29 protein-coding genes and 2 pseudogenes are annotated in these 24,842 nt (G+C 34.2%); 18 read left to right on the forward strand and 13 right to left on the reverse strand.

The window, feature by feature from the left end:
• Window positions 1-8 precede the first annotated feature (8 nt).
• From LS72_RS01430 to LS72_RS01440, 3 genes are all read left to right on the forward strand, one after another.
• Window positions 9-1,001 (forward strand): permease, encoded by a 993-nt coding sequence (locus LS72_RS01430; RefSeq protein ID WP_034552848.1) that lies wholly within the window; start codon window positions 9-11, stop codon window positions 999-1,001.
• A 34-nt stretch (window positions 1,002-1,035) separates the two neighbouring features.
• Window positions 1,036-1,380: an ArsR/SmtB family transcription factor gene (locus LS72_RS01435; RefSeq protein ID WP_238700657.1), complete on the forward strand. Its 345-nt coding sequence runs from the start codon at window positions 1,036-1,038 to the stop codon at window positions 1,378-1,380.
• A gap of 101 nt (window positions 1,381-1,481) precedes the next feature.
• The gene (locus tag LS72_RS01440) at window positions 1,482-2,591 is read left to right on the forward strand and encodes a vWA domain-containing protein (protein WP_034552850.1); all 1,110 of its coding nucleotides are present in this window, start codon (window positions 1,482-1,484) and stop codon (window positions 2,589-2,591) included.
• 53 nt (window positions 2,592-2,644) lie between these two features.
• Here the strand turns inward: LS72_RS01440 and LS72_RS01445 are convergent, their stop codons facing one another.
• From LS72_RS01445 to LS72_RS01455, 5 genes and pseudogenes are all read right to left on the reverse strand, one after another.
• Window positions 2,645-2,896 (reverse strand): hypothetical protein, encoded by a 252-nt coding sequence (locus tag LS72_RS01445; RefSeq protein WP_052087224.1) that lies wholly within the window; start codon window positions 2,894-2,896, stop codon window positions 2,645-2,647.
• Window positions 2,868-3,038 (reverse strand): hypothetical protein, encoded by a 171-nt coding sequence (locus tag LS72_RS10695; RefSeq protein ID WP_194145522.1) that lies wholly within the window; start codon window positions 3,036-3,038, stop codon window positions 2,868-2,870. The genes LS72_RS01445 and LS72_RS10695 overlap by 29 nt, the downstream gene beginning before the upstream one ends.
• A 486-nt stretch (window positions 3,039-3,524) precedes the next feature.
• Window positions 3,525-3,701: an MGMT family protein gene (locus LS72_RS11490; protein WP_269149268.1), complete on the reverse strand. Its 177-nt coding sequence runs from the start codon at window positions 3,699-3,701 to the stop codon at window positions 3,525-3,527.
• A pseudogene (locus LS72_RS11495) lies at window positions 3,687-3,854 on the reverse strand (methylated-DNA--[protein]-cysteine S-methyltransferase); the annotation flags it as partial. The gene LS72_RS11490 and the pseudogene LS72_RS11495, both read right to left, overlap by 15 nt.
• Before the next feature lie 111 nt (window positions 3,855-3,965).
• Window positions 3,966-4,397: a hypothetical protein gene (locus LS72_RS01455; RefSeq protein WP_034552853.1), complete on the reverse strand. Its 432-nt coding sequence runs from the start codon at window positions 4,395-4,397 to the stop codon at window positions 3,966-3,968.
• Window positions 4,398-4,565: 168 nt separating this feature from the next.
• Between LS72_RS01455 and LS72_RS01460 the strand changes: the two genes are divergently transcribed.
• The 9 genes and pseudogenes from LS72_RS01460 to LS72_RS01500 all read left to right on the forward strand — a co-directional run bounded on the left by LS72_RS01460 (window position 4,566) and on the right by LS72_RS01500 (window position 10,113).
• A complete protein-coding gene (locus tag LS72_RS01460) occupies window positions 4,566-4,754 on the forward strand; it encodes a hypothetical protein (protein ID WP_138154917.1) in 189 nt (62 codons plus the stop codon).
• Window positions 4,755-4,776: 22 nt separating this feature from the next.
• Window positions 4,777-5,934 (forward strand): N-6 DNA methylase, encoded by a 1,158-nt coding sequence (locus LS72_RS01465; protein ID WP_052087227.1) that lies wholly within the window; start codon window positions 4,777-4,779, stop codon window positions 5,932-5,934.
• 50 nt (window positions 5,935-5,984) lie between these two features.
• Window positions 5,985-6,227 carry a hypothetical protein gene (locus LS72_RS01470; RefSeq protein ID WP_034552855.1) on the forward strand — a complete coding sequence of 81 codons (243 nt, stop codon included), beginning with the start codon at window positions 5,985-5,987 and terminating at the stop codon, window positions 6,225-6,227.
• Window positions 6,228-6,305: 78 nt separating this feature from the next.
• Window positions 6,306-7,118 (forward strand): DNA-methyltransferase, encoded by an 813-nt coding sequence (locus LS72_RS01475; RefSeq protein WP_081947907.1) that lies wholly within the window; start codon window positions 6,306-6,308, stop codon window positions 7,116-7,118.
• Window positions 7,119-7,160: 42 nt separating this feature from the next.
• Window positions 7,161-8,264: an HNH endonuclease signature motif containing protein gene (locus LS72_RS01480; protein WP_034552857.1), complete on the forward strand. Its 1,104-nt coding sequence runs from the start codon at window positions 7,161-7,163 to the stop codon at window positions 8,262-8,264.
• 99 nt (window positions 8,265-8,363) lie between these two features.
• Window positions 8,364-8,954 (forward strand): HNH endonuclease, encoded by a 591-nt coding sequence (locus LS72_RS01485; RefSeq protein ID WP_034552860.1) that lies wholly within the window; start codon window positions 8,364-8,366, stop codon window positions 8,952-8,954.
• 40 nt (window positions 8,955-8,994) lie between these two features.
• A pseudogene (locus LS72_RS01490) lies at window positions 8,995-9,165 on the forward strand (R.Pab1 family restriction endonuclease); the annotation flags it as partial.
• Between the two features lie 374 nt (window positions 9,166-9,539).
• Window positions 9,540-9,890, forward strand: a complete 351-nt coding sequence (locus LS72_RS01495; protein ID WP_034552863.1) for an MATE family efflux transporter — start codon at window positions 9,540-9,542, stop codon at window positions 9,888-9,890.
• Window positions 9,862-10,113, forward strand: a complete 252-nt coding sequence (locus LS72_RS01500) for a hypothetical protein (protein WP_034552866.1) — start codon at window positions 9,862-9,864, stop codon at window positions 10,111-10,113. Before LS72_RS01495 ends, LS72_RS01500 begins: the two co-directional genes overlap by 29 nt.
• Before the next feature lie 78 nt (window positions 10,114-10,191).
• Here the strand turns inward: LS72_RS01500 and LS72_RS01505 are convergent, their stop codons facing one another.
• From LS72_RS01505 to LS72_RS01520, 4 genes are read right to left on the reverse strand one after another with little or no spacing between them, the layout of a single operon-like run.
• The gene (locus LS72_RS01505; RefSeq protein WP_034552869.1) at window positions 10,192-11,010 is read right to left on the reverse strand and encodes an SMODS domain-containing nucleotidyltransferase; all 819 of its coding nucleotides are present in this window, start codon (window positions 11,008-11,010) and stop codon (window positions 10,192-10,194) included.
• Window positions 10,997-11,518: an SLATT domain-containing protein gene (locus LS72_RS01510; RefSeq protein WP_034552872.1), complete on the reverse strand. Its 522-nt coding sequence runs from the start codon at window positions 11,516-11,518 to the stop codon at window positions 10,997-10,999. The genes LS72_RS01505 and LS72_RS01510 overlap by 14 nt, the downstream gene beginning before the upstream one ends.
• Before the next feature lie 43 nt (window positions 11,519-11,561).
• Window positions 11,562-13,454: a DNA-methyltransferase gene (locus tag LS72_RS01515; RefSeq protein WP_034552875.1), complete on the reverse strand. Its 1,893-nt coding sequence runs from the start codon at window positions 13,452-13,454 to the stop codon at window positions 11,562-11,564.
• A gap of 2 nt (window positions 13,455-13,456) precedes the next feature.
• Entirely contained in the window at window positions 13,457-16,309 is a 2,853-nt protein-coding gene (locus LS72_RS01520; protein ID WP_034552879.1) for a DEAD/DEAH box helicase, read from the reverse strand.
• 300 nt (window positions 16,310-16,609) lie between these two features.
• Here LS72_RS01520 and LS72_RS11270 point away from each other — a divergent pair, with 300 nt between their 5' ends.
• The 4 genes from LS72_RS11270 (at window position 16,610) to LS72_RS11660 (ending at window position 18,910) form a co-directional block, all read left to right on the forward strand.
• Window positions 16,610-16,963, forward strand: a complete 354-nt coding sequence (locus tag LS72_RS11270; RefSeq protein ID WP_238700659.1) for an MFS transporter — start codon at window positions 16,610-16,612, stop codon at window positions 16,961-16,963.
• Window positions 16,848-17,765 carry an MFS transporter gene (locus LS72_RS01525; RefSeq protein ID WP_331250508.1) on the forward strand — a complete coding sequence of 306 codons (918 nt, stop codon included), beginning with the start codon at window positions 16,848-16,850 and terminating at the stop codon, window positions 17,763-17,765. Before LS72_RS11270 ends, LS72_RS01525 begins: the two co-directional genes overlap by 116 nt.
• A gap of 429 nt (window positions 17,766-18,194) precedes the next feature.
• Window positions 18,195-18,590: an alpha/beta hydrolase gene (locus tag LS72_RS11655; RefSeq protein WP_238700661.1), complete on the forward strand. Its 396-nt coding sequence runs from the start codon at window positions 18,195-18,197 to the stop codon at window positions 18,588-18,590.
• 101 nt (window positions 18,591-18,691) lie between these two features.
• Window positions 18,692-18,910, forward strand: a complete 219-nt coding sequence (locus tag LS72_RS11660) for an alpha/beta hydrolase (protein ID WP_238700662.1) — start codon at window positions 18,692-18,694, stop codon at window positions 18,908-18,910.
• Window positions 18,911-19,476: 566 nt separating this feature from the next.
• Here LS72_RS11660 and LS72_RS01535 read toward each other — a convergent pair.
• From LS72_RS01535 to LS72_RS01550, 4 genes are all read right to left on the reverse strand, one after another.
• Window positions 19,477-19,950: a hypothetical protein gene (locus LS72_RS01535; protein ID WP_238700663.1), complete on the reverse strand. Its 474-nt coding sequence runs from the start codon at window positions 19,948-19,950 to the stop codon at window positions 19,477-19,479.
• Window positions 19,951-20,163: 213 nt separating this feature from the next.
• Window positions 20,164-21,675 (reverse strand): peptide MFS transporter, encoded by a 1,512-nt coding sequence (locus LS72_RS01540; protein WP_034553401.1) that lies wholly within the window; start codon window positions 21,673-21,675, stop codon window positions 20,164-20,166.
• Between the two features lie 459 nt (window positions 21,676-22,134).
• The gene (locus tag LS72_RS11665) at window positions 22,135-22,296 is read right to left on the reverse strand and encodes a GmrSD restriction endonuclease domain-containing protein (RefSeq protein ID WP_084590136.1); all 162 of its coding nucleotides are present in this window, start codon (window positions 22,294-22,296) and stop codon (window positions 22,135-22,137) included.
• Window positions 22,293-22,520, reverse strand: coding sequence for a DUF1524 domain-containing protein (locus LS72_RS01550; RefSeq protein WP_138154919.1), 228 nt, complete (start codon window positions 22,518-22,520; stop codon window positions 22,293-22,295). Before LS72_RS01550 ends, LS72_RS11665 begins: the two co-directional genes overlap by 4 nt.
• A 213-nt stretch (window positions 22,521-22,733) precedes the next feature.
• Here LS72_RS01550 and LS72_RS01555 point away from each other — a divergent pair, with 213 nt between their 5' ends.
• Window positions 22,734-23,774 (forward strand): aliphatic amidase, encoded by a 1,041-nt coding sequence (locus tag LS72_RS01555; protein ID WP_034553403.1) that lies wholly within the window; start codon window positions 22,734-22,736, stop codon window positions 23,772-23,774.
• Window positions 23,774-24,802: an AAA family ATPase gene (locus LS72_RS01560; protein ID WP_052087252.1), complete on the forward strand. Its 1,029-nt coding sequence runs from the start codon at window positions 23,774-23,776 to the stop codon at window positions 24,800-24,802. The genes LS72_RS01555 and LS72_RS01560 overlap by 1 nt, the downstream gene beginning before the upstream one ends.
• Window positions 24,803-24,842: the final 40 nt, after the last annotated feature.

The following is a 24,842-nucleotide window of genomic DNA, read 5'->3' on the forward strand; positions in this document are numbered from 1 at the left end:
GATATTCTATGATTTCACACCAAATTCTTAATGCCTTACAAAACTTTGTAATATTCTTTGCAGAACTCTCGCTTTTATTTATCAGCATAGATATGCTTGTGGGTTTCCTTAATGCACGTTATGCAAACACTATCAAAAAGCATTTAAACCTAAATTCTTCAAGCTACCTAAAAGCCATTGTTTTGGGAGCTATCACGCCATTTTGCTCTTGTTCTACCATTCCATTTTTTCAAGCCCTCCTACGCAATGGAGTGCATTTGAGTGTGAGCTTCGCGTATCTTTTAAGTTCTCCACTTCTTAATCCCATTATCCTTGCAATGCTCCTAATTAGCTTTGGAATCGCCCTTACAATGGCATATACAATCTTTGTAGTGGTGGCAGTTTTTTTACTCTCGCTTGCTTTGAAAAATTGCAATTCCACACTTTTGCTTAAGAGTGAATTTTTCCAAAAAGAAAGTGCAATGTCTTGTTGCTGGGCAAAAAGCACCAATGCACCAAGTCCTATTAAGATTTTAAAAACTCAAAATTGTTATACGCAAAGTCCTAAAATCCACATTAAAAGCTTTTCTACGCAAAGTCAAGATTTGAAAATATCTTTTAAATCCACGCTCAATGCAAGTCTTAAGCAATACAAAAAACTTCTACCCTATCTTGTGGTAGGTATGTTTATTGGAGTTTTGATTCACAATTTCATCCCGCAGGGAAGCTTAGAATCTCTACTGCAAAATTTTGATTATTTTGGCATAATCCTTGTTGCCCTTGTTGGAATCTTACTCTATATCCGCGTAGAAGCCATTATTCCTATTGGGCTTGGGCTTATCAATGCTGGAGTGCCACTAGGTGCGATAATGAGTTTTTTAATCGCCGGTGGGGGCTGCTCTTTGCCGGAATTAATTTTGCTAAAGTCAATGTTTAAATTACGCCTACTTTTTATATTTGTCGCAATGGTATTAGTAATTGCCGTTGGGATTGGATTTTTGGTTGTGTTACTAGGCTTATAAATTGTATAATATCTTTAAATTTTAAGGCTATTAAATGCAAAATATAGATGATTTTTTAAGGATTACAGGGGCTATTAATGATGAAAGTCGCGTGAAAATTCTTGCATTTTTGGCATTGCATTCTAAAAAGCAGGGTATGCTTTGCGTGTGTGATTTACAAGAATCTTTAGAGATGATTCAATCAAGACTTTCAAGGCATTTGAAAATCCTTAAAGATGCAGGGTTTTTGGAACTTCAAAGGCAAGGGGTATGGGCATATTATGGAATCAAAAAGGATTTAAGCAATTTTTGTAAGGAATCTTTAAAACATATTGAACGTTTAAATCTCCCTTTGCCCGAACTCAAACGCATTTCTTTAGAGAATAAATGCCCTAAATAAAAGCTTATAATCCGCATTCAATCAACAAAATAGCTTTTAAAAACAAAAATTGATAGAATCTTTGAAAAATAAAAATGCGAATAAACATAAAAGGATTCCAAATGCAACATTTTATAAAATCACTCTTAACTAAATCTCTGTTTTGTTTTATTTTTATTTCTCATTTATTTGGTACAAGTACCACAGAAATTCCAGAAGTTGATGAAAAGCTCATTGATACCATGCTCTCTCGCCTTATTTATGGGGCGAAATGTGATGAAATGGCGATGATTTCACATTTTGACCCAAGCGTGCTTTGGGTATATGATAAGGATAAAATAAATATCCAAAAAATCCCAGCTAAAATCCGCTATCTCCGATTTGCAGGAAGGATTCTATCAGGGGGTATTGCAAGTGGAAATAGCACTTATACAAGTGCAGATAAAACATTTATCTACACACTTAGCGGCACAAATTTAGAAGTTAAAAGCATTTGTGATAAACAACAGCTTGTGTTAAAAAATTATGATAAAGAAAAAGAGCCTTACAACCTCAAACTTCGGCAAAAAGGAGGTAAAGAAATTGCCATTGTGATAAATGTCGCAAATTCTATGAAAGAATATGTCTTTGCGTTTAAAGAAATCGCACCTTTTATAGCTAAACATATCCTAGAATATGACAAAGATAGCTACTCTAAAATTACACTTGTGAGTTTTAGCAATTATGATGTGAAAGATTATGATGATGTGTTTATCTCTAGTGAGTTTGTAGAAGATACCAAAAAATTAAAAGTTGTCAATTCTCAAACAAAACTAGTAAATTATGCCCTTATTCAAGCAATGAGCCATTTTACAAAAGACAATGGGTTGAAGAAAGAAATTTTTCTTATCACTGATGGAGACCCAAATGACATGAGAAATGTAGAAAAAATGCTCTATCTCACAAAGAATCTTAACCGCAATATCGTGAAAAATAGCGGCGGCTCTAAGGAAAATTGGGTTACAATCCATACCCTTGCTTTGAATAAAAATCTTGATGCCTTAAAAGAAATCACACTTGCCACAGAGGGAAATTTCTATGAGCCAAGTAGTGCCTATGAGTTTAAAAAACTGCTTTTAAGGCTAAGTAATAATGGTAAAGATGTAGAACCTAGAGAAATAAATGTGATTGTTCCAAGTAAAACACATAAAATCTATGACCCTGATAACCCAGACAATCCACCTAAAAGGTAGAATCTTACAAAGGTATGCAGATATAAGCTCTCATACCCCAACATTAGGTTTCACTACGCATACCCATATCTTGTGCGTTGTGCTGCTAAAAAATAAAGCACGGCCAAAAAACTTAGAATCTCCGCCACAATCACCGCACCAAAGATTCCATAAACGCCCAAAATTAGAGGCAAAACAAGCATATAAAGCACTTGAAAAACAAAGGTGCATAAAAAGGCGATGAAGGCTGAAATCACGCCATTATTAAGTGCAGTGAAAAACGCACTCGCCCAAATGTTAAGCCCCAAAAATATAGGCAATTCCATAGATTCTACAAGCCTCTATGGTAAGGTTTAGCAAAACTTCATCATAGCTTACAAAAATCCGGCTTAAAGGCTTTGCAAACGCTTGAAGAAAGAGAAAAATCCCCACGCCACACACCGCCATAATAGAGAGGCTTTTTTCCAACAAACTTGAAAGCTCATTTTGTTTTGTGAGCCATATTGAAAGCTAATGGTTTGAGAACTTGCAATACTATACTCGCAAAAGAGCACACAAAAGATGATATTAAGATACATCACAACACCAAAAGCAGCCACGCCCTCCTGCCCCACAAGGCGCATAAGCTGGTAGTCATAGAGGATATTGACAAGAAGAGCGCGAGAGTTGAGAAACCATTTCAGCCATTCACACAGGTGCGAAGCAATATCACGCTATGCGCATTTATGTCTTGAAGCCCTTGCATAATCTCTAGCTTTAAAGCCACATTCTCGTGCCTTTGCATAAAATAAATATAGGAAAGCGATTAAAAAGGCAAAATAAAACTTGCTTAATCTCTCTTGACAAACACTAAGTGTAATGATTTATAATTACATTTTGTCTTTAGAATCCACGAAGTCCTTTAAGCGCAGAGAGTTTTTAAAAACCTCTACTAGACTTGGCGCAATGGCAAGTCTAGCAAGCTTGAGCGGACATTTTGGCTATGCCTCTTTGGCAAGCGAGAGTTTGCGCAATCTCCTTGTAAGTTATCGTGCGTCCATAGGGGATTGTGCGTAAGATTGTCCATACAGATTCTCTAAAGGGTGTGCTTTGCGTGTGAAGTGGAGCTAGAGGCGGAGTGAAATGTGGAATCTCTCCGCTGAAGTAAATCTCTAGCCATTGTTGCATTTGGGCTAAAATCGGCGTTTGCTCCCGCACACAATCTTTTGGCAATGTAAAATACTTTTGCCCCTCAAACCATAAGCCAAGTAGTGCGCTTTCATCACTTGCAAGTGCGATTGTGCCAAGCGGTGAGTGGAATTACTGCGTATAAATCATTAAAACTCCACATATAATCAAAGGTAATGATGAAACAATTTTGCTCCTAAGCTCCGTTATCCCCGTCTTCTATAATTTCTACTTTTGTCCATTTTGTTGATATGTATTCTTAAAATCTGATTCATCAGAGCAGTCATTATACCTTATTTCCAAAGTATTTTGATTTGGACGCTTTATATCCATAAAACAAGTTTGACCATACTTGTTTTTTATTTCTACTCTTTTTGTAGTTTGGATATTTGGTAAATCTTGCAACAAAGCTTTTTGATAAAGTTGCGTTTGTGCCTCATTAGCCCTTTCTCTTCTTTGTGCGCTTTCTATCCAAAACCTTAAATCATTTCTAAACGCAGTGAGAATATCTGTGTCGTTTATCCAACACTTTGAAGCTTGGCAAGAATAATCATCACCACATATTTTCTCTCTATATCCTACTTCACATTGTATATCAAGCCTCTGTGCAGCATCTATAAAGCCAAAGCTAACAAAACATAATATCATTAACCTCTTCATTGTGCTTCTCCTTAAACTTAAGAAAATTTTACCAAAATATATTTAATAGCTTGTGTTTTAAGGCTAGGATTGCACTTTGTATAAAATTAGGGAATCCACTCTACAATAACATTTATAGACTCTTTTTTTGCTATAATGTGAGGTTACTTTTGACTCGGAGATTAAGAGATGATGCCATTAGAAGAGATAAAAAGTCTTAGCCATAAAGATAAAGATGATTTGCAAAATGAGCTATGGGAGATTATCAAAGCAAATGATTTGAGCAAATTGAAACAATTTTTACAATATTATGACGTGCAGCGGTTTTTTTATGACCCAAATTTTGATGATGAGGAAGAGCCGATATTCAACCATTGAGAGTAAAGCGAGAACAGAATAAATGACAGCCCAAGCATATTTAGACAGAATCCAAACAATTAATCAAGGGAGTTTTTACACGCCGGATTCTATCACGCGCCTTGTGTATCAAATGCTTTTAAATGCTAAAATTGATATAAAAGATTATGTTTTGCTTGATAGCTCTTGTGGTTATGGGAGTTTTTTAGAGATTCCACAAAGTTTCCTAAATAGACAATTTACTCAAATTATTGGTGCAGATATTGATAAACAAGCCTTGCAAAAGGCTCAAAAAATTTTTAAAGATTATGCCATTGCACCTTTATTCCTCCATACAAACTCCTTGCAAAATGTCTCAAGAGAAAAGTTTAATATTTTAGAATCTTCTAAACTCATCATCGTAGGTAATCCACCTTATAATGATAAAACCTCTATCGTGCAAAATCACCTTAAAAGCACAGATTCTAACCCTGTGGATTCTCATCTTAAAGCACGAGATATAGGCATTAGCTTTTTACGCTCATTTGATATATTAAAAGCTGATTATATCTGTGTGCTTCACCCGCTTTCTTATTTGATTAAGGAATCAAACTTTAAATCCCTAAAAAACTTTATCAAACACTATCATTTATTAGATTCTACAATTATTAGCTCACAAATCTTTTGCCCTAAATCTTTGGGATTTTTTCCTATTGTTATTGCCTTGTATGAAAGAGACAATCAAGGAATGGATTTTGATTTTATTTGTAATTTTTCTTTTAAAACTCGTGAGGACAAATCTTTTAGGCTCAATGATTTTGATTTTATCGCACAATATATTGATAAATATCCAAATAAAAAGCGTGTGGATTCAAAGCACAAAGTGGCAATGTTTTATACTCTGCGCGATATTAATGCCTTAAAACGTTCAAAAACCTTTATGACAAAAGAAAATAGCAATACCATTTATATTACACAAGATAAATATAGTCTGTATTGTTATGTTGATGTATTTAAGCAAATCATCAAGCACATTCCTTATTATCTAGGAAATTGTGATATTTTGATAGATTTTAAGAAATTTCAAGCCTTAGAATCTGCATTTATCAAAGCAAGTGAGAGTAAGAATCTAAGCGAGGATATAATGCAGTATTTTAAAGATTTGCTAGGGGCGCATTATATGAGGATTGAAAGGCTAGAAAAGGGAATTTATCCAAATTAAAATTAATAATGTTAGAATAATGAATGAAATTCAACGAAAGGAGTGTTATTGTGTGTAGTGTTAAACTTAATCAAGAAGCAATAGATAATCTATCTAAATCTGTAAATGGGAATGGCGGTTATCAAGAGTTGCTACGAAAATTGCAAGGACAATATGATAAGGATTCGCAAATCTTAAATTACAATGATGATGATTTGAAAAAAATGAGAAGATATAATAAATATGATGAGGGTGGTTTTGAAAACAGACTTCAATCTATTCTATCTTGCATAGATGAAAAAGAAAACAACTAAGAAGTGAGAATGCCACAAACGCAAATTAAATCTTTTTCTTGTAAAAATTGTAAAAGCATATTGCATTAAGGAGCATAAATGACCATAAGTACCCACAATATGCTCAATAATGTAGATAATACTATATTTCATTATAAAGACATTGCATTATTTCAAGATTCTATCTTAAATAAAAAACTCTTACAAAAAGAAACTCTTGATTTAATCATTACTTCACCGCCCTACAATGTAGGGATAGAATACAACTCCAATGCAGATTCTAATGACTATAAAGAATATTTAGAATTTTGTAAGATTTGGTTAAAAAACTGCTATTTTTGGGCAAAAAATGGAGCAAGATTCTGTCTTAATATCCCACTTGATAAAAATAAAGGTGGGCAACAAAGCGTAGGGGCTGATTTAACACAAATCGCTAAAAAAGTGGGCTGGAAATATCATAGCACAATAATATGGAATGAGGGTAATATCTCAAGGCGCACTGCGTGGGGGAGTTGGCTCTCTGCTTCTGCTCCTTATGTGATTGCCCCTGTGGAGCTAATCCTTGTGCTATATAAGGGCGAGTGGAAAAAACGATACAAAGGACAAAGTGATATACAAAGGCAGGAATTTATGGATTGGACTAATGGGCTATGGACTTTCAATGGAGAATCTAAAAAGCGCATTGGACACCCTGCACCCTTCCCTAGAGAGTTACCACGCCGCTGTATCAAGCTCTTTTCCTTTGTGGGCGATGTTGTATGCGACCCTTTTAGTGGGAGTGGCACAACGATGATAGAATCTTATCTTAATCAACGTCAGTTTGTAGGCATTGAATTAGATTCCACTTATTGCGAACTCTCAAAAAATCGTTTTTTGGAAACAATTAAAAAAGAGGAAGGATTATTTGAATGAATTTCCAAGCACACTTTAGATATTTAATCAGTCTCAAAACAGATGTTAAGACATAAGATGAATCCTATTGATAATTTTACACAAACAAAAGAATGTGTTTATAAAGAGCATACTTATTCTGTGAGGGATAATGGTGCAGTGTTTCGCCACGCAAAAAGTAAGAGATATAAAAATGATAATTGTTGGAGCTTTGGCACATTAAATCATAAAAATGGCTACCTCTATCTTGGCTCGGCGAGAGTGCATAGAATTGTGGCTATGGCTTTTCTGGGAAAACCACCAACAAAAGAACATATTATAGACCATATTGATACCAATCGCCAAAATAATCGCCCAGAAAATCTTCGCTATCTTACACGACTAGAAAACGCTTTGCTTAATCCGCTCACGCGTCAAAAGATTATTTATCATTGTGGGAGTATTGAGGCATTTTTAAAAAATCCTAAGATTCTAAGAGAGAAAGTTTCGGCAAATGAATCTCAAAATTTCCAATGGATGCGACAGGTTAGCGTAGAAGAGGCACAAAATTGTCTTAAAAATTTAGAGTATTTATTTTTGCAAAGAGAACAAATAAAAAAGGAATCTTTTTATCAAAATAATGGTATAGGCGAGTGGATTTATAAGCCGCTTTATTCCACAGATACAAAATTTACCAAATCTATACAAGATACTTTTTATGATACGCAAGCCATTTTTCCAGCAAATGCGAAGCAAAGAAATTGGAGAACACCGAGTGAGTTTCCGCTTTGTCCAAAAACCAAAGAGCAGAATCCGCTTGAAGCCTATGCGAAAAATATGCAACAGGACAAAGTATTTTCAAGTAATCAATATGGCACATCTGTGATTATAAAATATGTGCTTTTACAAGACAATGCAACACAGAAAAAACTACCACAAAATGGGCAAAATGCTAAAGATTTGCACATACAAGATTTTAGAATAAATGAAAATGCTCTGCTTGTGCTTTGTAGATTTGAACCACCAAATATAAAAAGATATTCTTTAGCAAAAGTTACATATGAAAATGATTGTTTTATTCATACAGCTTTAGAGACATACTTTGACGAAAATGCCGGATATAAATATTTTACTCTTGCTCAAGGGCTAGAATGGAAAGGTGGTGAAGTCTTTGATGATTATTGTTAGAGAATTAGCAGGAAAACAAATGACGCGCGCTTGTAGCAGAAAATCGCTTTTAGAGATGATTAAAAAAGATGCAGATAGAAAAGATAGGAGTTTGTTTGAATGAGCGGAAAACAGGGTAGCCAACTTGATTTAATAATGGAATTTTTTAAAGCAAATCCAAAAAGGGATATTCCTCACCCAGAAGTTGTAGATTGGGTTGTAAAAGAGTGGCAAAAACGCACGGGTAAAGTTTTTAGAGACCCAGATAGAGGGATTAGGAGTTTGCACCAAAGGGGCTATTTGCAAAAAATTGCAAAAGGAGTCTATCGTTATGACTCTGATTTTGTTGCTTTACGAGAGGATTTGGAGGATTTTGCCCCTGCACTTAAAAAGCAAATTTTAGAGCGAGATAATTATCAATGCGTTATCTGCGGAATAGGCAAAAAAGAGGGCGCGGAATTACATATTGACCATATTAAGCCAAAAGATTTGGGCGGTAAAGCCACATTAGAGAATGGACAAACGCTTTGTAGTAAGCATAACTTCTTAAAGAAAAATCTAAAACAAACCGAGACAGGCAAAAAGATGTTTTTAAGGATGTTGGAAACTGCCAAAAATGCCAATGAGAAAGAATTAATAGATTTCTTAGAAGATGTGCTAGAGGTTTATGAGAAACATAATATTAATGGGCATATTGTTTGGAAGAAGTGATAGATTTTATGATGGTTCCACTTGAGTCAAAGTTACAAATACTAAAGAATGTGGGATTTTGTCATTAGATGCTAGACATAAGACATTTGTGCTTGAGTGTTTTAAGATTTTTGGTATCTTAAGCAAGAATCATCATTACGATGTGTTGCAGATTCTTCATTTGATAAAAAGGGTGGGCAAAAACCCTTTGAATTTATCAAGGGCATTGTAATTAAAAGGGCTTAAAATTAATGCTAAAATTCATCTTTACCACACTCATCATCGCTTCAACCATTGGGCTTAAGGCAAGCCATAAGTTTAAATAGCTTGGAATTTATAGCTTTTTATAAAGAATGCAAGTGCGATTTTGCATTATTTGCCCTAAAAAGATTCTTTAAGTGAGATTAAGATTATTTTGTTAGAATGGCTCCCTTGAATTTTACATTAGTTATGAAGGTTGAGTTATGCTATTTTTGTCTTTATTTTTTGCATTATTCTTTTCTTTGTATCTTTGTAAATTTTCTTCCTATCTTTTTGCTTCTCAAAGTCCCCATTAGCTTTTTGATTTTTCTTATTTAAATTTTAGAAATCTCAAAAAGGAATCCTATGTCCAATATTTTTACAAAACACCCTTTGTATTTGCTCGTGCGTTGTGCATTGCCTCATTGCATAAGTGGCGTGTTTCTTTCTTTATGTTACATTATTGATGGTATCTTTGTAGGCAAGTTTTTAGGCAGCGAAGATTTAGCAGTTATGGGGCTTATTATGCCCTTTGTCATCATTAGCTTTGCGCTTACAGATATGATTGCCATTGGCTCCTCTGTGCTCATTAGCCTTTCTTTGGGCAAAGGGAAGTCAAAAGAGGCTTCCATTCTGTTTAGCACTTCTTTAGTTGTTACCTTTGTTTTCTCTTGTTTTATGGCAATGTGTGCACAGAGAGGGCTTTTTAGGCAGTGAAAAATCTAACATTCAAGAGAGATTAAAAAGCGCAAGTGAGGCAAGGACACAAGAGATTGTAGAGGGCAAAATAAGCTACACAGGCAGTGCGCCTAAAAAGCTAAGTGAGGAGGAGCTAGCAAAAATCCCCACAGATTTGTATAGAGAGGGAGCAATGTATTATGGCGATACACACACCCAAACTCTACTTTTGCCTATACGACAAGCTCGTTGCTTAATTTAATGTGCTTTGATGTGCTCGACAAAATAGAGCTTATAAATCAGCCTTTATTAATGCTTGTGGGAGATAAGGATTCTAAGCTCATTCAAATAAGCATTTGATACAATTTTCATCATCACTACTATATTGGACTTTTCTTACTAAGTCTTTTAATCTTTGAATTTGATTTTTCTTTTCTTGAGATAAATTATAATTAATAGGCAACAATTCACAAAATCTATAAAAATGGTTTTCCAAATCTCCATAAAAATATTGCCCTACAATCCACTTTTCTAACTCATAGGATTCATAAATATATCCTTGCTTTGCATTCCATATTTTAGCTACCCTTACTAATCGCCTTAGCGTTTGATTATTTACTAATGCATCATCTAAATCATTTGGATTGGTTGTAATCCAATCCAAAACTTTCGTTTGATACCAATTTTGTTTATTTGGAATTTTGTAATCTCCAAAATCATCAATAATAGCAGGAACTAAGTCAAACTTAATATGATTGAGTTCTAAAACTACGGCTGGAAAACTTTGCTTACAAAGAGAGTTTGGGTATCTTAACTCTATAAAATCCCTTAATTTTTGCAAGTAGGTCTGTGGATTCTTGGGATAATTATTTCTAGGTTCAAATGATAAAAAACCTTCAAATTTTTTTCCAAAAATAACTATTATATCAATATCGGAATTTTCATCAAATTGCCTTGATATAATTGTTTTTCTTTTATAAGAACCAAAAATAAAATATTTTTCAATTTGGTTTCTTGGAGTAATTGAAAACTCATCATTTTCGTCAAATTGCTGCAATCTTTGGAATATCGTATCAATAGAAACTTGAATTTTATTCTTCTCATTATCCCTTACAATCGCCTTTTCTGCCAAATTATTCAAATAGCTATTTACACTCATTCTGCTCCTTATCTACTTGGTATTGTATATTTTTATCTATTTCAATCTGCCTCTTTGCACCTTTATATCCCATTGAAGCAATAGGCAAAGAATACTTATTTATTTTATTTCTTTTAGAATCTAACTTTTTCAAAGATTCTACTTGTTGCTCTATATCCATATTCTTAGATTCTATTTCTAAAAATATTCTTGCCTTGTTTCTAAGAGCAAGATATTTATTTCCGCTATTTTGATGAGATGAGTATTTCTTTTGAGGATTCAAAAAAACAAGCAACATTGTAATAAATCCTGACACAATAGCAACAAAACCACTCCAAAATTTATCCGAATCATCATATACAAAAACTAAACTTGCACAAACAGAAATGATAGAGGCTACCATTAGAATATAGTTCCCATATCTCCAATATTTAGCACTCTCAAAATGCCCTTTGGCTGAATATATAGAATCTTCTCTTATTCTCTCAATTTCTTTTTTGATATTTTCTACAATTTCTTTTTCTTCCATTTTCTACCCTAAACTATCATCTCTTACCCGCTTAGCCTTTGCATTATTTCACTTCCACTACGCTCTCATCGCCGCAGATATTACGCACCTTAAGTCTTAGAGGCTTTTTGCTAGAAGTGATTTTGCCATTCCAAAACTCTTTTGTTTTCACGCCATTTTTAATCACAAAGGAATTTTTGGTGATTTTTATCTCACTGCTACTTTCCCAAGTCGCATTTTTATCGGCATTTTCACAATCAATACTTATATATTCTATACATTCTAAGCCATTTTCACTTATGCTAATAGGCGTAAAAGTTTTGCCATTCTTAATGCTCTGTGCCGCTTTTTTCTCATTATAGGCTTTGATTTTACTTAGCACTCTATCACTTAAAAATTTTGCAATTGTAAGCTCATAAATATTGTTATTTTGCTTTAATTCATATTCTATATAATCCTCATCTATCACTTCATCAAGCAACTCGCTTAGAGGTCTTAGTTCTACCTCTATGAGTGTATGCGTATTTTGCTCTTTGATAAATTTTTGCATTTCCTCTAAATCCTCAATATCTATATAATACACAATGACTTTTTTTACATCAAGCTCTTCATCAAGAGCATTTAGCCCTTTATTAATCAGTTCATTCATCGCCACAATATCAAGCATTTTGCTACCACTATCTAGCAGATTTGGCACAGAGACAGGCACCATTCCAAGTTTAGAATCCATAATGCTTCCAAACCAAAAGTCCTTATCTAAATTTTCATTCTCACTTAAGCCCACAATGAGAGTTTTAAGCTTATCCATCGTTTGAGCTGGATTTCTAAATAAACTTATGCCATCTTTTATTTCTAAAATATCAAATTCTGCGTTGAGTTCTTTAAGTCTATCTCTTGTTATTTGAATGGAATTTATCCCTACATCACAATGAATAAAATGGCGCTTTAGCTTTTTAGCTACTGCGGCAGTTACCCCGCTTCCTCCAAAGAAATCTGCGACTATCATATTTTCATTAGAGCTTGCCTTGATGATTCGCTCTAAAAGCTTTTCTGGTTTTTGAGTGGTATAATCCTGCTGTTCTTGTAACATTCTATCTATTGGTGAAATATCAATCCACCAATCCTCTACAATTTTACCTTCTCTATTAAGATGGAAATTATCTTTAAATATTGTCCCTTTTTGGTTTGTCCCTGTAGAAAGTTTTTTATATGGAATTTTAATATCTTCCATATTTGCAATTTTATTTTCAGATTTTGCATACCAAAATAAGGTATCGTGTTTTTTTGGAAAATTATTTTTTTGATTAGCTGGTCCTGTATAGCACCATATTATCTCATTTACAAAATTCTCCTCCCCAAAAATCTCATCCATTAGAATCTTCACATAATGCCCGATATGCCAATCTAAATGCACATAAATACTTGCATTCTCGCTCATTACAGATTTTATCGCGTTTAAGTTCTCATACATCCAATTTAAATAATCCTCTTTATTCCAAATATCCCCATACATCTTTTCTTCAAAGCCCTTAAAGTCCTCACTCATTTCAATTTCGCTTTCACCCTCTAGCATCTCGGCGATTTTAGGATTTCTCCTTAGATATACCTTTTTGGCATAGTCTGCTCCACTTGCAAAAGGCGGGTCTATATAGACTAAATCTACTTCTATGCCTTGCTCTTTTAAGTAAGCACAAGCACTTAAGCATTCACCACGCAAAAGGAGATTTTGAGGCTTTTTATCATTGCAAGATACTTCGCTTTGCTTAGTATGACAAGCCTCACTCGTGCTATTTCCTCGCACGGATTCTATAAGCTTTGTTTCATAAAGGGGCATTCCACGTTTAATTTTATAGCCCACCTTGTCATTGCCACTATATTTTAAAGTGCGGGTGAAGTTATCTAAAAGGGCTTGTCCTTTAATGGGGTCTTTAAAATAGGGGATATATTTTAATGGCATTTTTACTCCTTTGTTTCAAAAAAACTTAACGCTTCATTGATTTTACCAATAAGCCTATTGCCTTTATCTAGCACATTGCCTTTGTCGTCAGCATCTTGCAAATATAAAAAGCTAAATTTCTTATAGCCAAATTCTTTATTATTCAACTTAATAAATTCGTCCATAAATGCCTTTTTAGGCTTGAAATTCTCTGCAAAAGTCTGTCCTTTTGTCTCTACAATTAAGATTCTATGAATTTGCTCTTGTTTTCTTTGCAAAATCAAAAAATCAGGCGTGTAGTTACCTAAATTGGTATTTTTATAAGAAGATTCTATTTTGAATTCACTTAGGGCATTATCACCATTATAATAAAGCTCTAAATCAAGCTCTTTAAATTTCTGTAATTTTAAAATCTCATCAAAAACTTCTCTTTCATACGCACTATCAGTTTGATAAGGTAAATAGTGGTAGGTTTTGTCCTTATCAAACCCTTGTGATTTTAATATGGTAATTTCTTTTTCATTAATAGCTTTTTGCGCTCCAGCTTCACCTAGAATCTTAATAAGATTTGCTTTGTCTTCTTCACTTAAAGTTGTGCCTATTTTGCCACTATCCTCATCTATGATTTGTTGCACTATATTTTGCTGTGGGATAAAGGACTTACTATCCTCTACAAAAATGGGTGATTTTAAATTTGAAGCGATAAGCAAACTCGCACTTTGAGGAATTAGCTCTTTTTGTATGTGAAACTTTCTTTTATCGCAAAAGGCTTTTCTAATGCTAGATTCTAAAGCCTTTCTATCAAAATCTAGATTAAAATAAAGCTTATCGTTTTCTTTTAAGGTAATTGTATCAAAAAGCTTTTTAAGTGGCTTTTCAAAAGGCGTTAAATCGTGCATTGTAAGCGTGTGAAAACTCTCTTTTATTATTGCATAAAGCCAAAGCTTAAAATGCGCTTCTTCTTTAATTTGTCTTTTTTTTACCTCTGTATTTAGCACTTGATTTTCTAAATCTTGCTCTTTGATGATAAAGCTATCCTTTGTAGGCTTGATGGATTTTAAACTTTTAACTGGATTTGCACTTTTTGTAATAAAGTTTTCAAAAACAAGTTTGAGCTGATAAAAATCAATAGGACTTAAATGAAGCCTTTTTGTCCTATCAAATCTTTGCACTTCTATTAGCTTTTCTCTCTCACCTTTTTGGAACTCCTCTAAGCTCATTTTTTGCTCTTGTTTTAATTGTTCTTCAAGTTTTTTGACGTTAAATTCATTAAGATAAATCAGGGCTTTTTCATCTTTATGTTTTTGCACTTGCCTTAAACACCTACAAGCAGTTTGCAAGACCATATTTTTAGGACAATCGCCCTCTTGGGATAAAACAACCCCGCTTAAAGATTTACAATCCCAGCCCTCTTTGCCAATTTGGACAAGCAAAATGACTTTGATTTTGGATAAAGGTGAATCAAGATTTTCAAACTCTGCTAAAGCATTTTTGGGCTCGGGGTAGGACTTGTTTCCCTTATGAAATTTCAAAATATGAGTGGAATCTAGTTTAGATTCTGCTAGAATTTCGCACACTTTAGGATAAATCTGCTCCTCTAAATTTTCTATACTCCCGCAATAAATTGCAATTTTACTATTTAAAGCATTTTCATAAGTTTTAGAATCTGTTAAAAACTCTCTCAAGGCTTGTTCTACGATTTCAAGACGATTAGAAGTATAAGCAGTTTTAAGCACAGGAGTTTTAAGAAAATTTCCTATACCTTTAATGAGTGGATAATAATATACGATATTTGAAATTTCTTTATGCTCAATTTTCACCTCTTCACTTATAGATATTTTTTCTGTGCTTTTTAGATAAGGAGTGCCTGAAAATCCAGCGACCATATTCACAGAACCTTTATCGTTCCACTCACTCACAACACGTCTTAGCTTGATTTCTTCATTTGCTGCGTGATGCACTTCATCAATAAAAATGCCTAAATGTGGAATCTTTGTGATAGTATCTCTTAGCTCATTTGCACTGCTCCATTCTTGCTTTTGCTCCTTGCTTAAATCTTTGTGTAAAACCTCTTTATCATCAAGCTTTTCTAAAATGACTTTTTCAGCATTGGTAAGCAAAATCACGCCAAACATAGTTTCATACGGCTGATGAGAAGCAACTTTAGCAACATTGGGATTTTGGATTTTATTACTTTTCTTATTTGTTTTGCTTTGATTTAAAATCTCAAATTTAATAAGTTTTTTAAGCTTACTTGCACTCGGTTCGGGCAAAATCCAACTCACATCAAAATCCTTAATATTCCTAAGGCTTGGAATAATAGAGCTTTTAAGCCCTGAAGGAGCTAGGATTAAGAAATTGTGCACAAAAGCTTTATTATCTGGCTCATTAAGCGCAAAATACAAATCTAAATACATAAAGGCTGCCATAAGATAAGTTTTACCCGCACCCATAGGCAAAGAAAAGAGATAATCTGTATAGGAAACATTGTAAAAAAAGCTCTTAAAAATACTTTCATAATCTAAGCTTTTGAAGTTTTTGTTTATAAAATTCAACAAAGGCTTTTTGCCAAGTGCAAGGGCTATACCATAGAAATTTAAAGCTGCTTTGTTTTGCGATAAATGTTCAAAAAGTGCGTGGCTAACTTTGTCTTGTAAGCCCTCAATCTCTAGTGTGGAAATCTTTCTTTCATAGAAAAGCTGCCATAAAGGCTTGTTTTGGCACTCAATTTTAAGGTATAAATAGGTTTTAATAGCTTCAATTTGTGCATCACGCAAAGCGTTTTTCTTTTGCATATAAGAAATAAGTTCCTTAATGGGGCAATCTTTTGCGCTAAACCAAGTATCTCTAGTTTTTGTAATTATTGGGTAAAACATTTCAATCTTTGCTTAATAAATTATTATCTTGGGAATGTTTGCTTATGAAAATTGTTGATTTTCACATCTAAGTAGCAATCCTCTAGTTTAGAATAAAATGCTTTTTGATAGTTCATACGCACCCCACTATATCTTTATTTAGCAGTATTCTATCCATATTGCGCTTATGCTTTATTAAATTTAACGATTCACATTCTAGTCTTTGAAATTACAAGGCTCTTTTTATCAACCCCCTTTGACAAATACTAGGTATCAGGCTTTATAATGCCAATTTTTTATCTCAAAATCAAAGGATTCCAGATGACAAAAACAAATCCTCTTTTACTTCCTACGCTAATGCTTGGTGTATTTGTGCTTTTGAGTATGGAGCTTGGAATGATGGGCGTACTGCCTATCGTGGCGGAAGTCTATAATGTGAGTGTCGCAGACGCGGGGTGGGTTGTGAGTATTTTTGCACTCATTGTTGTGCTTGTCGCACCGATTTTACCCCCGCTTTTGACGAAGTATGACGCAAAGAAAGTCCTTCTTACTTGTTTGCTTGTCTTTAGCGTTAGTTCGTTTTTGGCAGCCTTTTGCACAAATTTTATTGTGTTGCTTAATCTTGCGCGCAATTCCAGCGTTTTTTCACCCTATCTTTTGCGCCTTTGCCTTTAGTATGGCAGCGGATTCTGTCCCACACAACGAGTCCCCAAAGGCAATCGCAAAGGTTTTTATCGCTGTCTCTGCGGGTATGACGCTTGGGGTGCCGCTTACTAGCTTTATCGCAAGCAATACAAGCCTTGAAATGTCTTTTATCTTTTTTGGTGCGCTTAATGCCCTAAGCCTCCTTGCCACACTTGCATTTATTCCAAGTCAAAAGCAAGAGCAAAAAGCCGCGCAAAAAGAGCAATTTAAGGTGTTGGCAAAGCCCATAGTGTGGGTTTCTGTCATTGTTGTAATGCTTCTTAATGGCGCAATGTTTGGCTTTTATAGCTATATGAGTGAGTTTTTGCTCAATTTCACACAGGTTTCTTTTAACCTCATCAGCGCACTTTTGCTTATCTATGGGCTAAGCAATATCATCGGCAATTTCATCGCGGGCAAAAGCCTTGTGAGTGCGCCCAATGCGACTTTAAGAATCGTGCCTTTAAGCCTCATTGCATTATATGTCGCGCTCTTTTTTGGCGGGGGCAATGCTTGGGGCGCGAGTGTGATTCTCATCATTCTTGGAATCTTTGCGGGAGTTGGCAACAATATGGCGCAATTTGTTGTAACCTCACCTATCCCAGAGGCAAAGGAACTTGCAAATGGGCTTTTCATCAGTACTGCAAATATCGGAATCACACTTGGCACTTCGCTGTGCGGGTTGTTTATCTCGCTTAATGGCTCACGTTTTGTAGTTTTAGCGGCAGTGTGCTTGGTGATTTTAAGTATTATATTTTTAATGCTTAGAGGGCAGATTCTAAAGGACAGATAGAAGCAAAATGCGATTAAGAAAAATTTAAATAATAAATTCTAACAATCCCTCTTGACAAATACTAGTTATCAGGTTTTATAATGCCAAATGTATTTCAATCTTAAAGGAGAAAAAATGACACATACAGCATTTACACAAACTTTCACACGCATTTTTATAATGCTGATATTTTTTCTAGGAGATGGAGCAATGGCTCAAGAGAAATAGGATAAGGTATTTGCAAAAAGCAATGAAGTCAAAGTCCAAAAGGTAAAATTCACCAATCGTTACGGAATCACATTGACGGGGGATTTGTATCTACCTAAGAATCTAGGCAAAACCAAAAGCTCCCCTCAATCGCAATCAGCGGTCCTTTTTGTGCAGTCAAAGAACAAGCAAGTGGATTCTACACGCAAACTTTGGTGCAAAAGGGATTTATCACTTTAGCCTTTGACTCTTCTTATACAGGAGAGAGTTGGGGGTAACCCGCATAATGTCGTCTCACCCGATATAAACACAGAAGATTTTAGTGCGGCAGTGGATTTTTTAAGCAATTATACAAATGTGGATTCTAATAAGATCGGTATTTTAGGCATTTGCGGATTTGGCGGATTTGCGCTCAATGCCACAGCAATGGATACACGCACTAAGGCAGTGGTAACTTCTACAATGTATGATATGAGCCGCGTGAATGCAAATGGCTATTTTCATTCTATGGACGCAAAGGTGCGTTACAAGCTTAAAGAGAGTCTTAATAATCAACGCACAAAAGATTTAAAAATGGCACTTTCGCTAAATCCGATTGGTTACCCCAAAAGCTCACAGGCGATGAACCACAATTTATAAAAGATTATTTTGATTATTACAAAACGCCTCATGGATTCCACGCACGCTCAATTAACTCCAACGGAAATTGGAATCTCGCTTCCTCTCTAAGCTTTCTTAATATGCCCATTCTTACATACAGCGATGAAATAGAGAATGCAGTTTTAATCATTCACAGAGATAAGGCACATAGCAAATACTTTAGTCAAGATGCCCACAAAAAGCTTAAGAGCAAAAATAAAGAATTATTGCTTATCAAAGACGCCAATCACACAGACTTGTGTGACAAAAAGATTCCATTTGACAAAATAGAAGCATTTTTGAATGCAAATTTGAAGTAAGAAATGCGGAGGATCAATATGCGTAAATACACTTTTCTTTGTTTGTTGTTTGCGCTGCTAACGCAAAATTTAGACAAACTAAAGTTGTCTTTACAAACAAACACTAAAGGTGGAATTTGCTTATAAAGACCACCTTAGAGTGCTTCTTAAAAGTTACAGACTTAATATTCAAAAAGAAAATCTACACTAGGAAATCTTCATTCATTCCTCTATGATAGAAATGCTTTTAAAAACATAAGCACCTTAACAAACTTAAAATCTAAAAAAGAAATTCCTATGAAGTGTAAAACTCCTTTAGGCAGAAAAACTTTTAAAGTTTTCAGGTATTATTAAATTAACTAACTAGGCGTTAGTGATAATTTTTAATTTATCTTTATGTTCTGTATAGTTCGCAACACTATACACGCTTTAAATCGTAAAATGCAAGGCTTTTGCCTTTATGAATTGCTTTTTACGATTTAAGAGCTGCTCTATGTTACCATAGACAACGGACTATATCTTCACTCTAAAAAAGAGTGTCCCTCCGCTTGGGCTGTCTTAGTAATTCCTCATTCTCTCTTATACTATTATGCTTCTTGTTTCTTGCTCTCTTGTGTTTTAGTTTCTTTTGTCTCAATAGATTTTCTAATCTCTTGCCTTAAAAAGAAGTTTGTAATACCACGACTTTTGCCATTATTGACTAATAATTCTTTACCATACATATTTGCTTCTGTAATTTTTGTATAAATTTCATCAACAAGTTTAATCCATTTTTCCATATCTTTTGCACTAATTTTATCACCCCAAAGATTCCTTAATGTAGAATCTAGTGCATCTGTTGCCCTTAATTCTTTAAAGATTTTTATAGCATTTAAAGACTTAAGGATAAAGACTTCTGCATTAATATTCTTTTCAATGATTGCCATTTTGCGTTTTTGATTTACTTCAATAATACTTCGTCTTGATGGTGGATTATTATTTTGTGTAGGTCTTATGGGTTGATTATTTGTTTCAATCATATTTTCTTGACTTTCTTGTTGTCCTGCTTTGATTTTAGCCATTTTAGCTCCTTATTATTTAATTGTTGTTTTTTATATGGATAATCATCTTTTAGCTTACGCTTATAGACTACTTTAAAAAAAAGATTGAATAATAATGAGAGAATGAATGAGGTAAGGTTTAGATTAAAAGGTCAAAGGTATTTAAAATATCATTCAGGTTAGAGATTTACTTTTTAAACCCTTTATTTTTAAAAGGTACCCTAAATAGCTAAATTATTTTTCTAATTCTGTGTTTAACATTCTCTTGAGGGGATTTTTTAAGAAAAAAAGGATAATGGCCATGATTAATAACACATAAACAGCATTCCCAAAAAGATTTGGCAGGGATTCTAATTTATCCGCTTCAACCTCACCACCAACAAGCCCTGCTACTACATTCCCAAGTGATAATGAAATAAACCAAAGTCCCATAACTTGCCCCCTAATCATTTTTGGTGCGATACTAGTCATTAGGGATAAACTAATAGGACTTAAGGCAAGCTCACCAATAGTTAAAAAAAAATAACTTGCAATAAGCCATAAAGGAGAGACTTGCATACTTCCATTGTTTAAGACGAAATAAGAAGCAAGCATCATAATAGCAAAAGATATAGCGGCAAAAATAATCCCTAAATTAAATTTTGCGATACTGCTAACTTCCCTATTTTTCTTAGATAATCCTATCCATATTGCACTCATAATAGGTGCTAATGTAATGATGAATAAAGAATTAATGGATTGAAACCAAGCAGTAGGAATCTCCCAGCCAAAAATTATTCTATCTGTATAATCTTGTGCGAATAGATTAAAAGAGGTGGGTTGTTGTTCAAAAGTAGACCAAAAAAAGGTTGCGGTGATAAATAAAACAAGAAAGACTATGAGGTTTTTTCTCTCATTAGGGGTAAGTCCAGCAAAAAAGAATAAATACCCAAAATAAAGTAAAGCGGCTCCACTAATGATGACTATCATATTCTTTGAGATATTCACTGCATTAAGTTCTATTATGCCAATTCCACATAATAGGATAAATACCGACAATAAAGCTAAGGCAATAAAAGTATATAAGGCTATATTCTTGGATTGAGCGTGTTTAGCCCAAGTGGAGTCAATGCCTACTTTTGCTTCAAATTCTTTAAAATCTGGAATAGTTTTAAAATAAAAAATCATTAAGGATATTAACATACCAATCCCACCAACACCAAAACCTAAATGCCAACCATATTCTTTAGCTACAAGCCCACAAATAAGAGGTGCTATAAATGCACCTATATTAATCCCCATATAAAAGATGGTAAAGCCAGAATCTTTTCTTTTGTCCTTTTGTTTATAGAGCAAACCAACCATTACAGAAGAACAGGTTTTAAATAAACCTGTGCCTAAAACGATAAAAATTAGTCCTAGAAAAAACATAAATGGCGAAAACACCGATAAAGCTATACTCAAGTGTCCTAATGCGATAAGCAATGCACCAATTAATGTAGCGTTTTTTTGCCCTAGCCAATTATCGGCTAAATAACCCCCCGGTAATGTGGCGAGATATAAAGTTCCAGCGAAGATTCCAACAATAGCACTAGCACTTTGCCTATCAAGCTCTAAACCACCCTCATTAAGGGTGGCTATCATAAATAATACAAGCAAGGAGCGGATACCATAAAAAGAGAATCTCTCCCATAACTCTGTAAAAGTAAGACCAAATAAGGGTTTGGGATGCCCTATAAATGAGGTATCTAAATGAGTTTTATGCATAAGTTCTCCTTGATATGGAAATAATCAAAAGTTTTTGATTTAATCTATAACTCTATTAATTAGGAATTATTCTTGAGTATAGCATAGATTTATCTTAAAATTATAGGTTTTATTGGCATTTATCAATAATATGGGTATTTTTGTATAGGAATAAAAATCAAAATAGAGACTAAGGGGTATGCTTACTTGATTTTAAGAAATGCTAGTGGATACTTACAAGGAGATTTAAGGGTTTTGAAGCTTGCTTAAGTTGGGAGGATTTATCACCTTATTAGCTAAATACCCTCTAGGTAATGGAGCAAGGTATAAAATTTAGCAAAGATTCTATTTGTTTTAAAAGTGATGTGATTTGTAGAATGGGGAGGAATCCTCCCTTATGTATGGGTATAGATAAATTTCAGATAATTTATTCAAAGCTCTAAGTTTCAAGTATAAAACTTTCTAACTTTATTGTGTCTTTCATTTATGGAGTCTTTCTCGCAATTTTTCGCCTATTGCAAATTCTTTAATTTGCCTTTGCTGTATTATGGGGGCATTTTCATAGCTTGCAAGCTTGTCTTTAAAGGGCTTATTGCCAATGGCTGCATTATGTGAGGCACCAATTAATACAAGATTGCCTATGCAATGTAAATAGCAATCATCATAAAAATTTTTATCGTATTTACAATACCACTTGCTAACTTTTCTCCACTTTCAGTTTGCGGGACAATATGCTCTATTTGAGTGTTTTTAATATGGTCTAGTGTAAAAGAATAGCATTTTGTTTTGCTATCTTGCCCTCTTAGATAATTTTCATAGCGCATTAGTAAGTAGGCTATGGTGTTTGTATTGTTTTCCTCATAGATATTATCTAATGCTTGACTTACTGCTTAATCTCTTTAGATAAGCACCTAAACGAGTGTTTACTTTATGCTGATGATTTCGTATGTTTTTGCCTATTACTGCCCCATAAAAGATATGTTACCTTATGTAAAAACTAAAGAAAAAAATAACTAAAAATTATTATACTTTATAATGTGGTGTGATAGACTAAAAACAACTTTCAATAAGGAATTATTATGAGACATGGAGATATATCAAGTAACCCTGATACACTAGGGATAGCAGTAGTGAATTATAAAATGCCAAGATTGCATACAAAGCAAGAAGTATTACAGAATTGCCATAACATTGTTGAAATGATGCAAGGTATTAAGCAGGGGTTACCCGGTCTTGATCTAATCGTTTTTCCTGAATATTCTACTATGGGGATTATGTATGATAAACAAGAAATGTATGATACAGCTGCAAGCATTCCAGGCGAAGAAACAGAGATTTTCTCATCAATGTGTAAAAAGCTAAAAATTTGGGGGGTCTTTTCATTAACAGGAGAAAGACACGAAGAACATCCTAAAAAGCCTCCCTATAATACCCTAATCCTTATTAATGATGAAGGACAAATTGTGCAAAAATACCGCAAAATTATGCCTTGGTGTCCGATAGAGGGCTGGTATCCCGGAGATAGAACCTATGTTGTTGATGGACCTAAGGGTATGAAAATCTCACTTATAATCTGTGATGATGGGAATTATCCAGAGATTTGGCGTGATTGTGCCATGAAAGGGGCTGAACTTATAATTCGTTGTCAAGGGTATATGTATCCTAGTAAGCAGCAGCAAATAGACCTTGTTAAAACTATGGCTTGGGTGAATAATTGCTATGTGGCTGTCGCAAATGCGGCTGGCTTTGATGGAGTTTATACCTATTTTGGGCATTCTAATATCGTTGGTTTTGATGGTAGGACACTTGGGGAATGCGGCACAGAAGAAAATGGTATCCAATACGCTCAATTATCCATACACGAGATTAGAAATGCAAGAAAATATGACCAAAGCCAAAACCATCTTTTTAAACTACTTCATAGAGGATATAGCGGGGTGTTTGAAAGTGGGGATGGGGATAAGGGCATTGCTGATTGTCCCTTTGAATTTTATAAACAATGGGTGCTTGATGCAAAAAAAGCTCAAGAAAATGTCGAACAATTTACAAGAGAACACATAGGTGTAGCAGATTGTCCCGTAGCTAATCTTCCACATGAGGGCAAAGAAAAGGAAAGATAATGCCTTTTATTACAGATAGATTAGAATCGTTACAAAAGCAACAAGAAGACATTTCTTTAAAGGAGACAAACAAAGAACAATTAGTAAATGAACTCCCACAAAAGAGTTTTGTTAGTCGCTTTTCCTATCAGTTGCAAGAGGTAATGACTTTTCTAAAAGCTAATATCATAGGGCAAGATGAAGCTCTAAGAAGTATAGAGAAAATACTCAAAGTAGTAAAAGCAGAACTCAATGATTCTCAAAGACCTCTAGCAGTAGCCCTACTGCTAGGTCCTACAGGAGTAGGTAAAACTTCTACCGCTAAACTTTTAGCTCAAGCTTTAAGTAAAAATGAGGATAATTTTTGTCGTATAGATATGAATACTCTAGCACAAGAGCATTATACTGCTTCTTTGATTGGGGCACCCCCAGGCTATGTAGGAAGCAAGGAAGGAAATACTTTATTCTCTGCACAAAATATAGCAGGCACTTATAGCGTACCTTCTGTAGTGCTTTTTGATGAAATCGAAAAAGCAAATCAAAATGTTTTGCTTTCCTTGCTTGAAGTGCTTGATAGTGGTGAGCTTACTTTAACTTCAGGAGTTAAAAAAATAAGCTTTAGAAATGCAATTATAATAATGACTAGTAATATTGGTGCTAGGGAAGTTTTTAGCTATCGTAAAAAACATGGGAATCTGAATTATAGAAAAGAAAAAAAGATTGTAAAAAAGAAGGTTGAGGAAAACTTTCTGCCTGAATTCATAAATAGAATTGATCATATTTTATATTATCAAAGTATAGATAAGACGCAACTAGAGCAAATCATAAATTTAGAACTACGAACCCTAAAATCTAGGGGATTAGGTGATATTATAATTTCACAAAAAGTCATGAAAGAACTAATAAATTCCTATAATTTTGTCTATGGAGTGAGGGATATAAAAAGAATGTTTTATAATGATATACTGCCATTGATAGCCGATAGAATTCTAAATAATGAGCAAGTATCTATAATCGACCTACAAGATTGTAAATTTGTGATAAGATAGGCTAAATACAAGAAAGATTTTTAAAACTTTCCTTTTATTG

It is taken from the genome of Helicobacter apodemus (genome assembly GCF_000765745.2).
Lineage (GTDB): Bacteria > Campylobacterota > Campylobacteria > Campylobacterales > Helicobacteraceae > Helicobacter_D > Helicobacter_D apodemus.

Excerpts from the sequence above, each read along its gene's own strand:
- LS72_RS01430 (WP_034552848.1), top strand. The coding sequence starts at position 9 with ATGATTTCACACCAAATTCTTAATGCCTTACAAAACTTTGTAATATTC.
- LS72_RS01435 (WP_238700657.1), top strand. The coding sequence starts at position 1,036 with ATGCAAAATATAGATGATTTTTTAAGGATTACAGGGGCTATTAATGAT.
- LS72_RS01440 (WP_034552850.1), top strand. The coding sequence starts at position 1,482 with ATGCAACATTTTATAAAATCACTCTTAACTAAATCTCTGTTTTGTTTT.
- LS72_RS01445 (WP_052087224.1), bottom strand. The coding sequence starts at position 2,896 with ATGGAATTGCCTATATTTTTGGGGCTTAACATTTGGGCGAGTGCGTTT.
- LS72_RS01455 (WP_034552853.1), bottom strand. The coding sequence starts at position 4,397 with ATGAAGAGGTTAATGATATTATGTTTTGTTAGCTTTGGCTTTATAGAT.
- LS72_RS01460 (WP_138154917.1), top strand. The coding sequence starts at position 4,566 with ATGATGCCATTAGAAGAGATAAAAAGTCTTAGCCATAAAGATAAAGAT.
- LS72_RS01465 (WP_052087227.1), top strand. The coding sequence starts at position 4,777 with ATGACAGCCCAAGCATATTTAGACAGAATCCAAACAATTAATCAAGGG.
- LS72_RS01475 (WP_081947907.1), top strand. The coding sequence starts at position 6,306 with ATGACCATAAGTACCCACAATATGCTCAATAATGTAGATAATACTATA.
- LS72_RS01480 (WP_034552857.1), top strand. The coding sequence starts at position 7,161 with ATGTTAAGACATAAGATGAATCCTATTGATAATTTTACACAAACAAAA.
- LS72_RS01485 (WP_034552860.1), top strand. The coding sequence starts at position 8,364 with ATGAGCGGAAAACAGGGTAGCCAACTTGATTTAATAATGGAATTTTTT.
- LS72_RS01495 (WP_034552863.1), top strand. The coding sequence starts at position 9,540 with ATGTCCAATATTTTTACAAAACACCCTTTGTATTTGCTCGTGCGTTGT.
- LS72_RS01505 (WP_034552869.1), bottom strand. The coding sequence starts at position 11,010 with ATGAGTGTAAATAGCTATTTGAATAATTTGGCAGAAAAGGCGATTGTA.
- LS72_RS01510 (WP_034552872.1), bottom strand. The coding sequence starts at position 11,518 with ATGGAAGAAAAAGAAATTGTAGAAAATATCAAAAAAGAAATTGAGAGA.
- LS72_RS01515 (WP_034552875.1), bottom strand. The coding sequence starts at position 13,454 with ATGCCATTAAAATATATCCCCTATTTTAAAGACCCCATTAAAGGACAA.
- LS72_RS01520 (WP_034552879.1), bottom strand. The coding sequence starts at position 16,309 with ATGTTTTACCCAATAATTACAAAAACTAGAGATACTTGGTTTAGCGCA.
- LS72_RS11270 (WP_238700659.1), top strand. The coding sequence starts at position 16,610 with ATGACAAAAACAAATCCTCTTTTACTTCCTACGCTAATGCTTGGTGTA.
- LS72_RS11660 (WP_238700662.1), top strand. The coding sequence starts at position 18,692 with ATGCCCATTCTTACATACAGCGATGAAATAGAGAATGCAGTTTTAATC.
- LS72_RS01535 (WP_238700663.1), bottom strand. The coding sequence starts at position 19,950 with ATGGCTAAAATCAAAGCAGGACAACAAGAAAGTCAAGAAAATATGATT.
- LS72_RS01540 (WP_034553401.1), bottom strand. The coding sequence starts at position 21,675 with ATGCATAAAACTCATTTAGATACCTCATTTATAGGGCATCCCAAACCC.
- LS72_RS01555 (WP_034553403.1), top strand. The coding sequence starts at position 22,734 with ATGAGACATGGAGATATATCAAGTAACCCTGATACACTAGGGATAGCA.
- LS72_RS01560 (WP_052087252.1), top strand. The coding sequence starts at position 23,774 with ATGCCTTTTATTACAGATAGATTAGAATCGTTACAAAAGCAACAAGAA.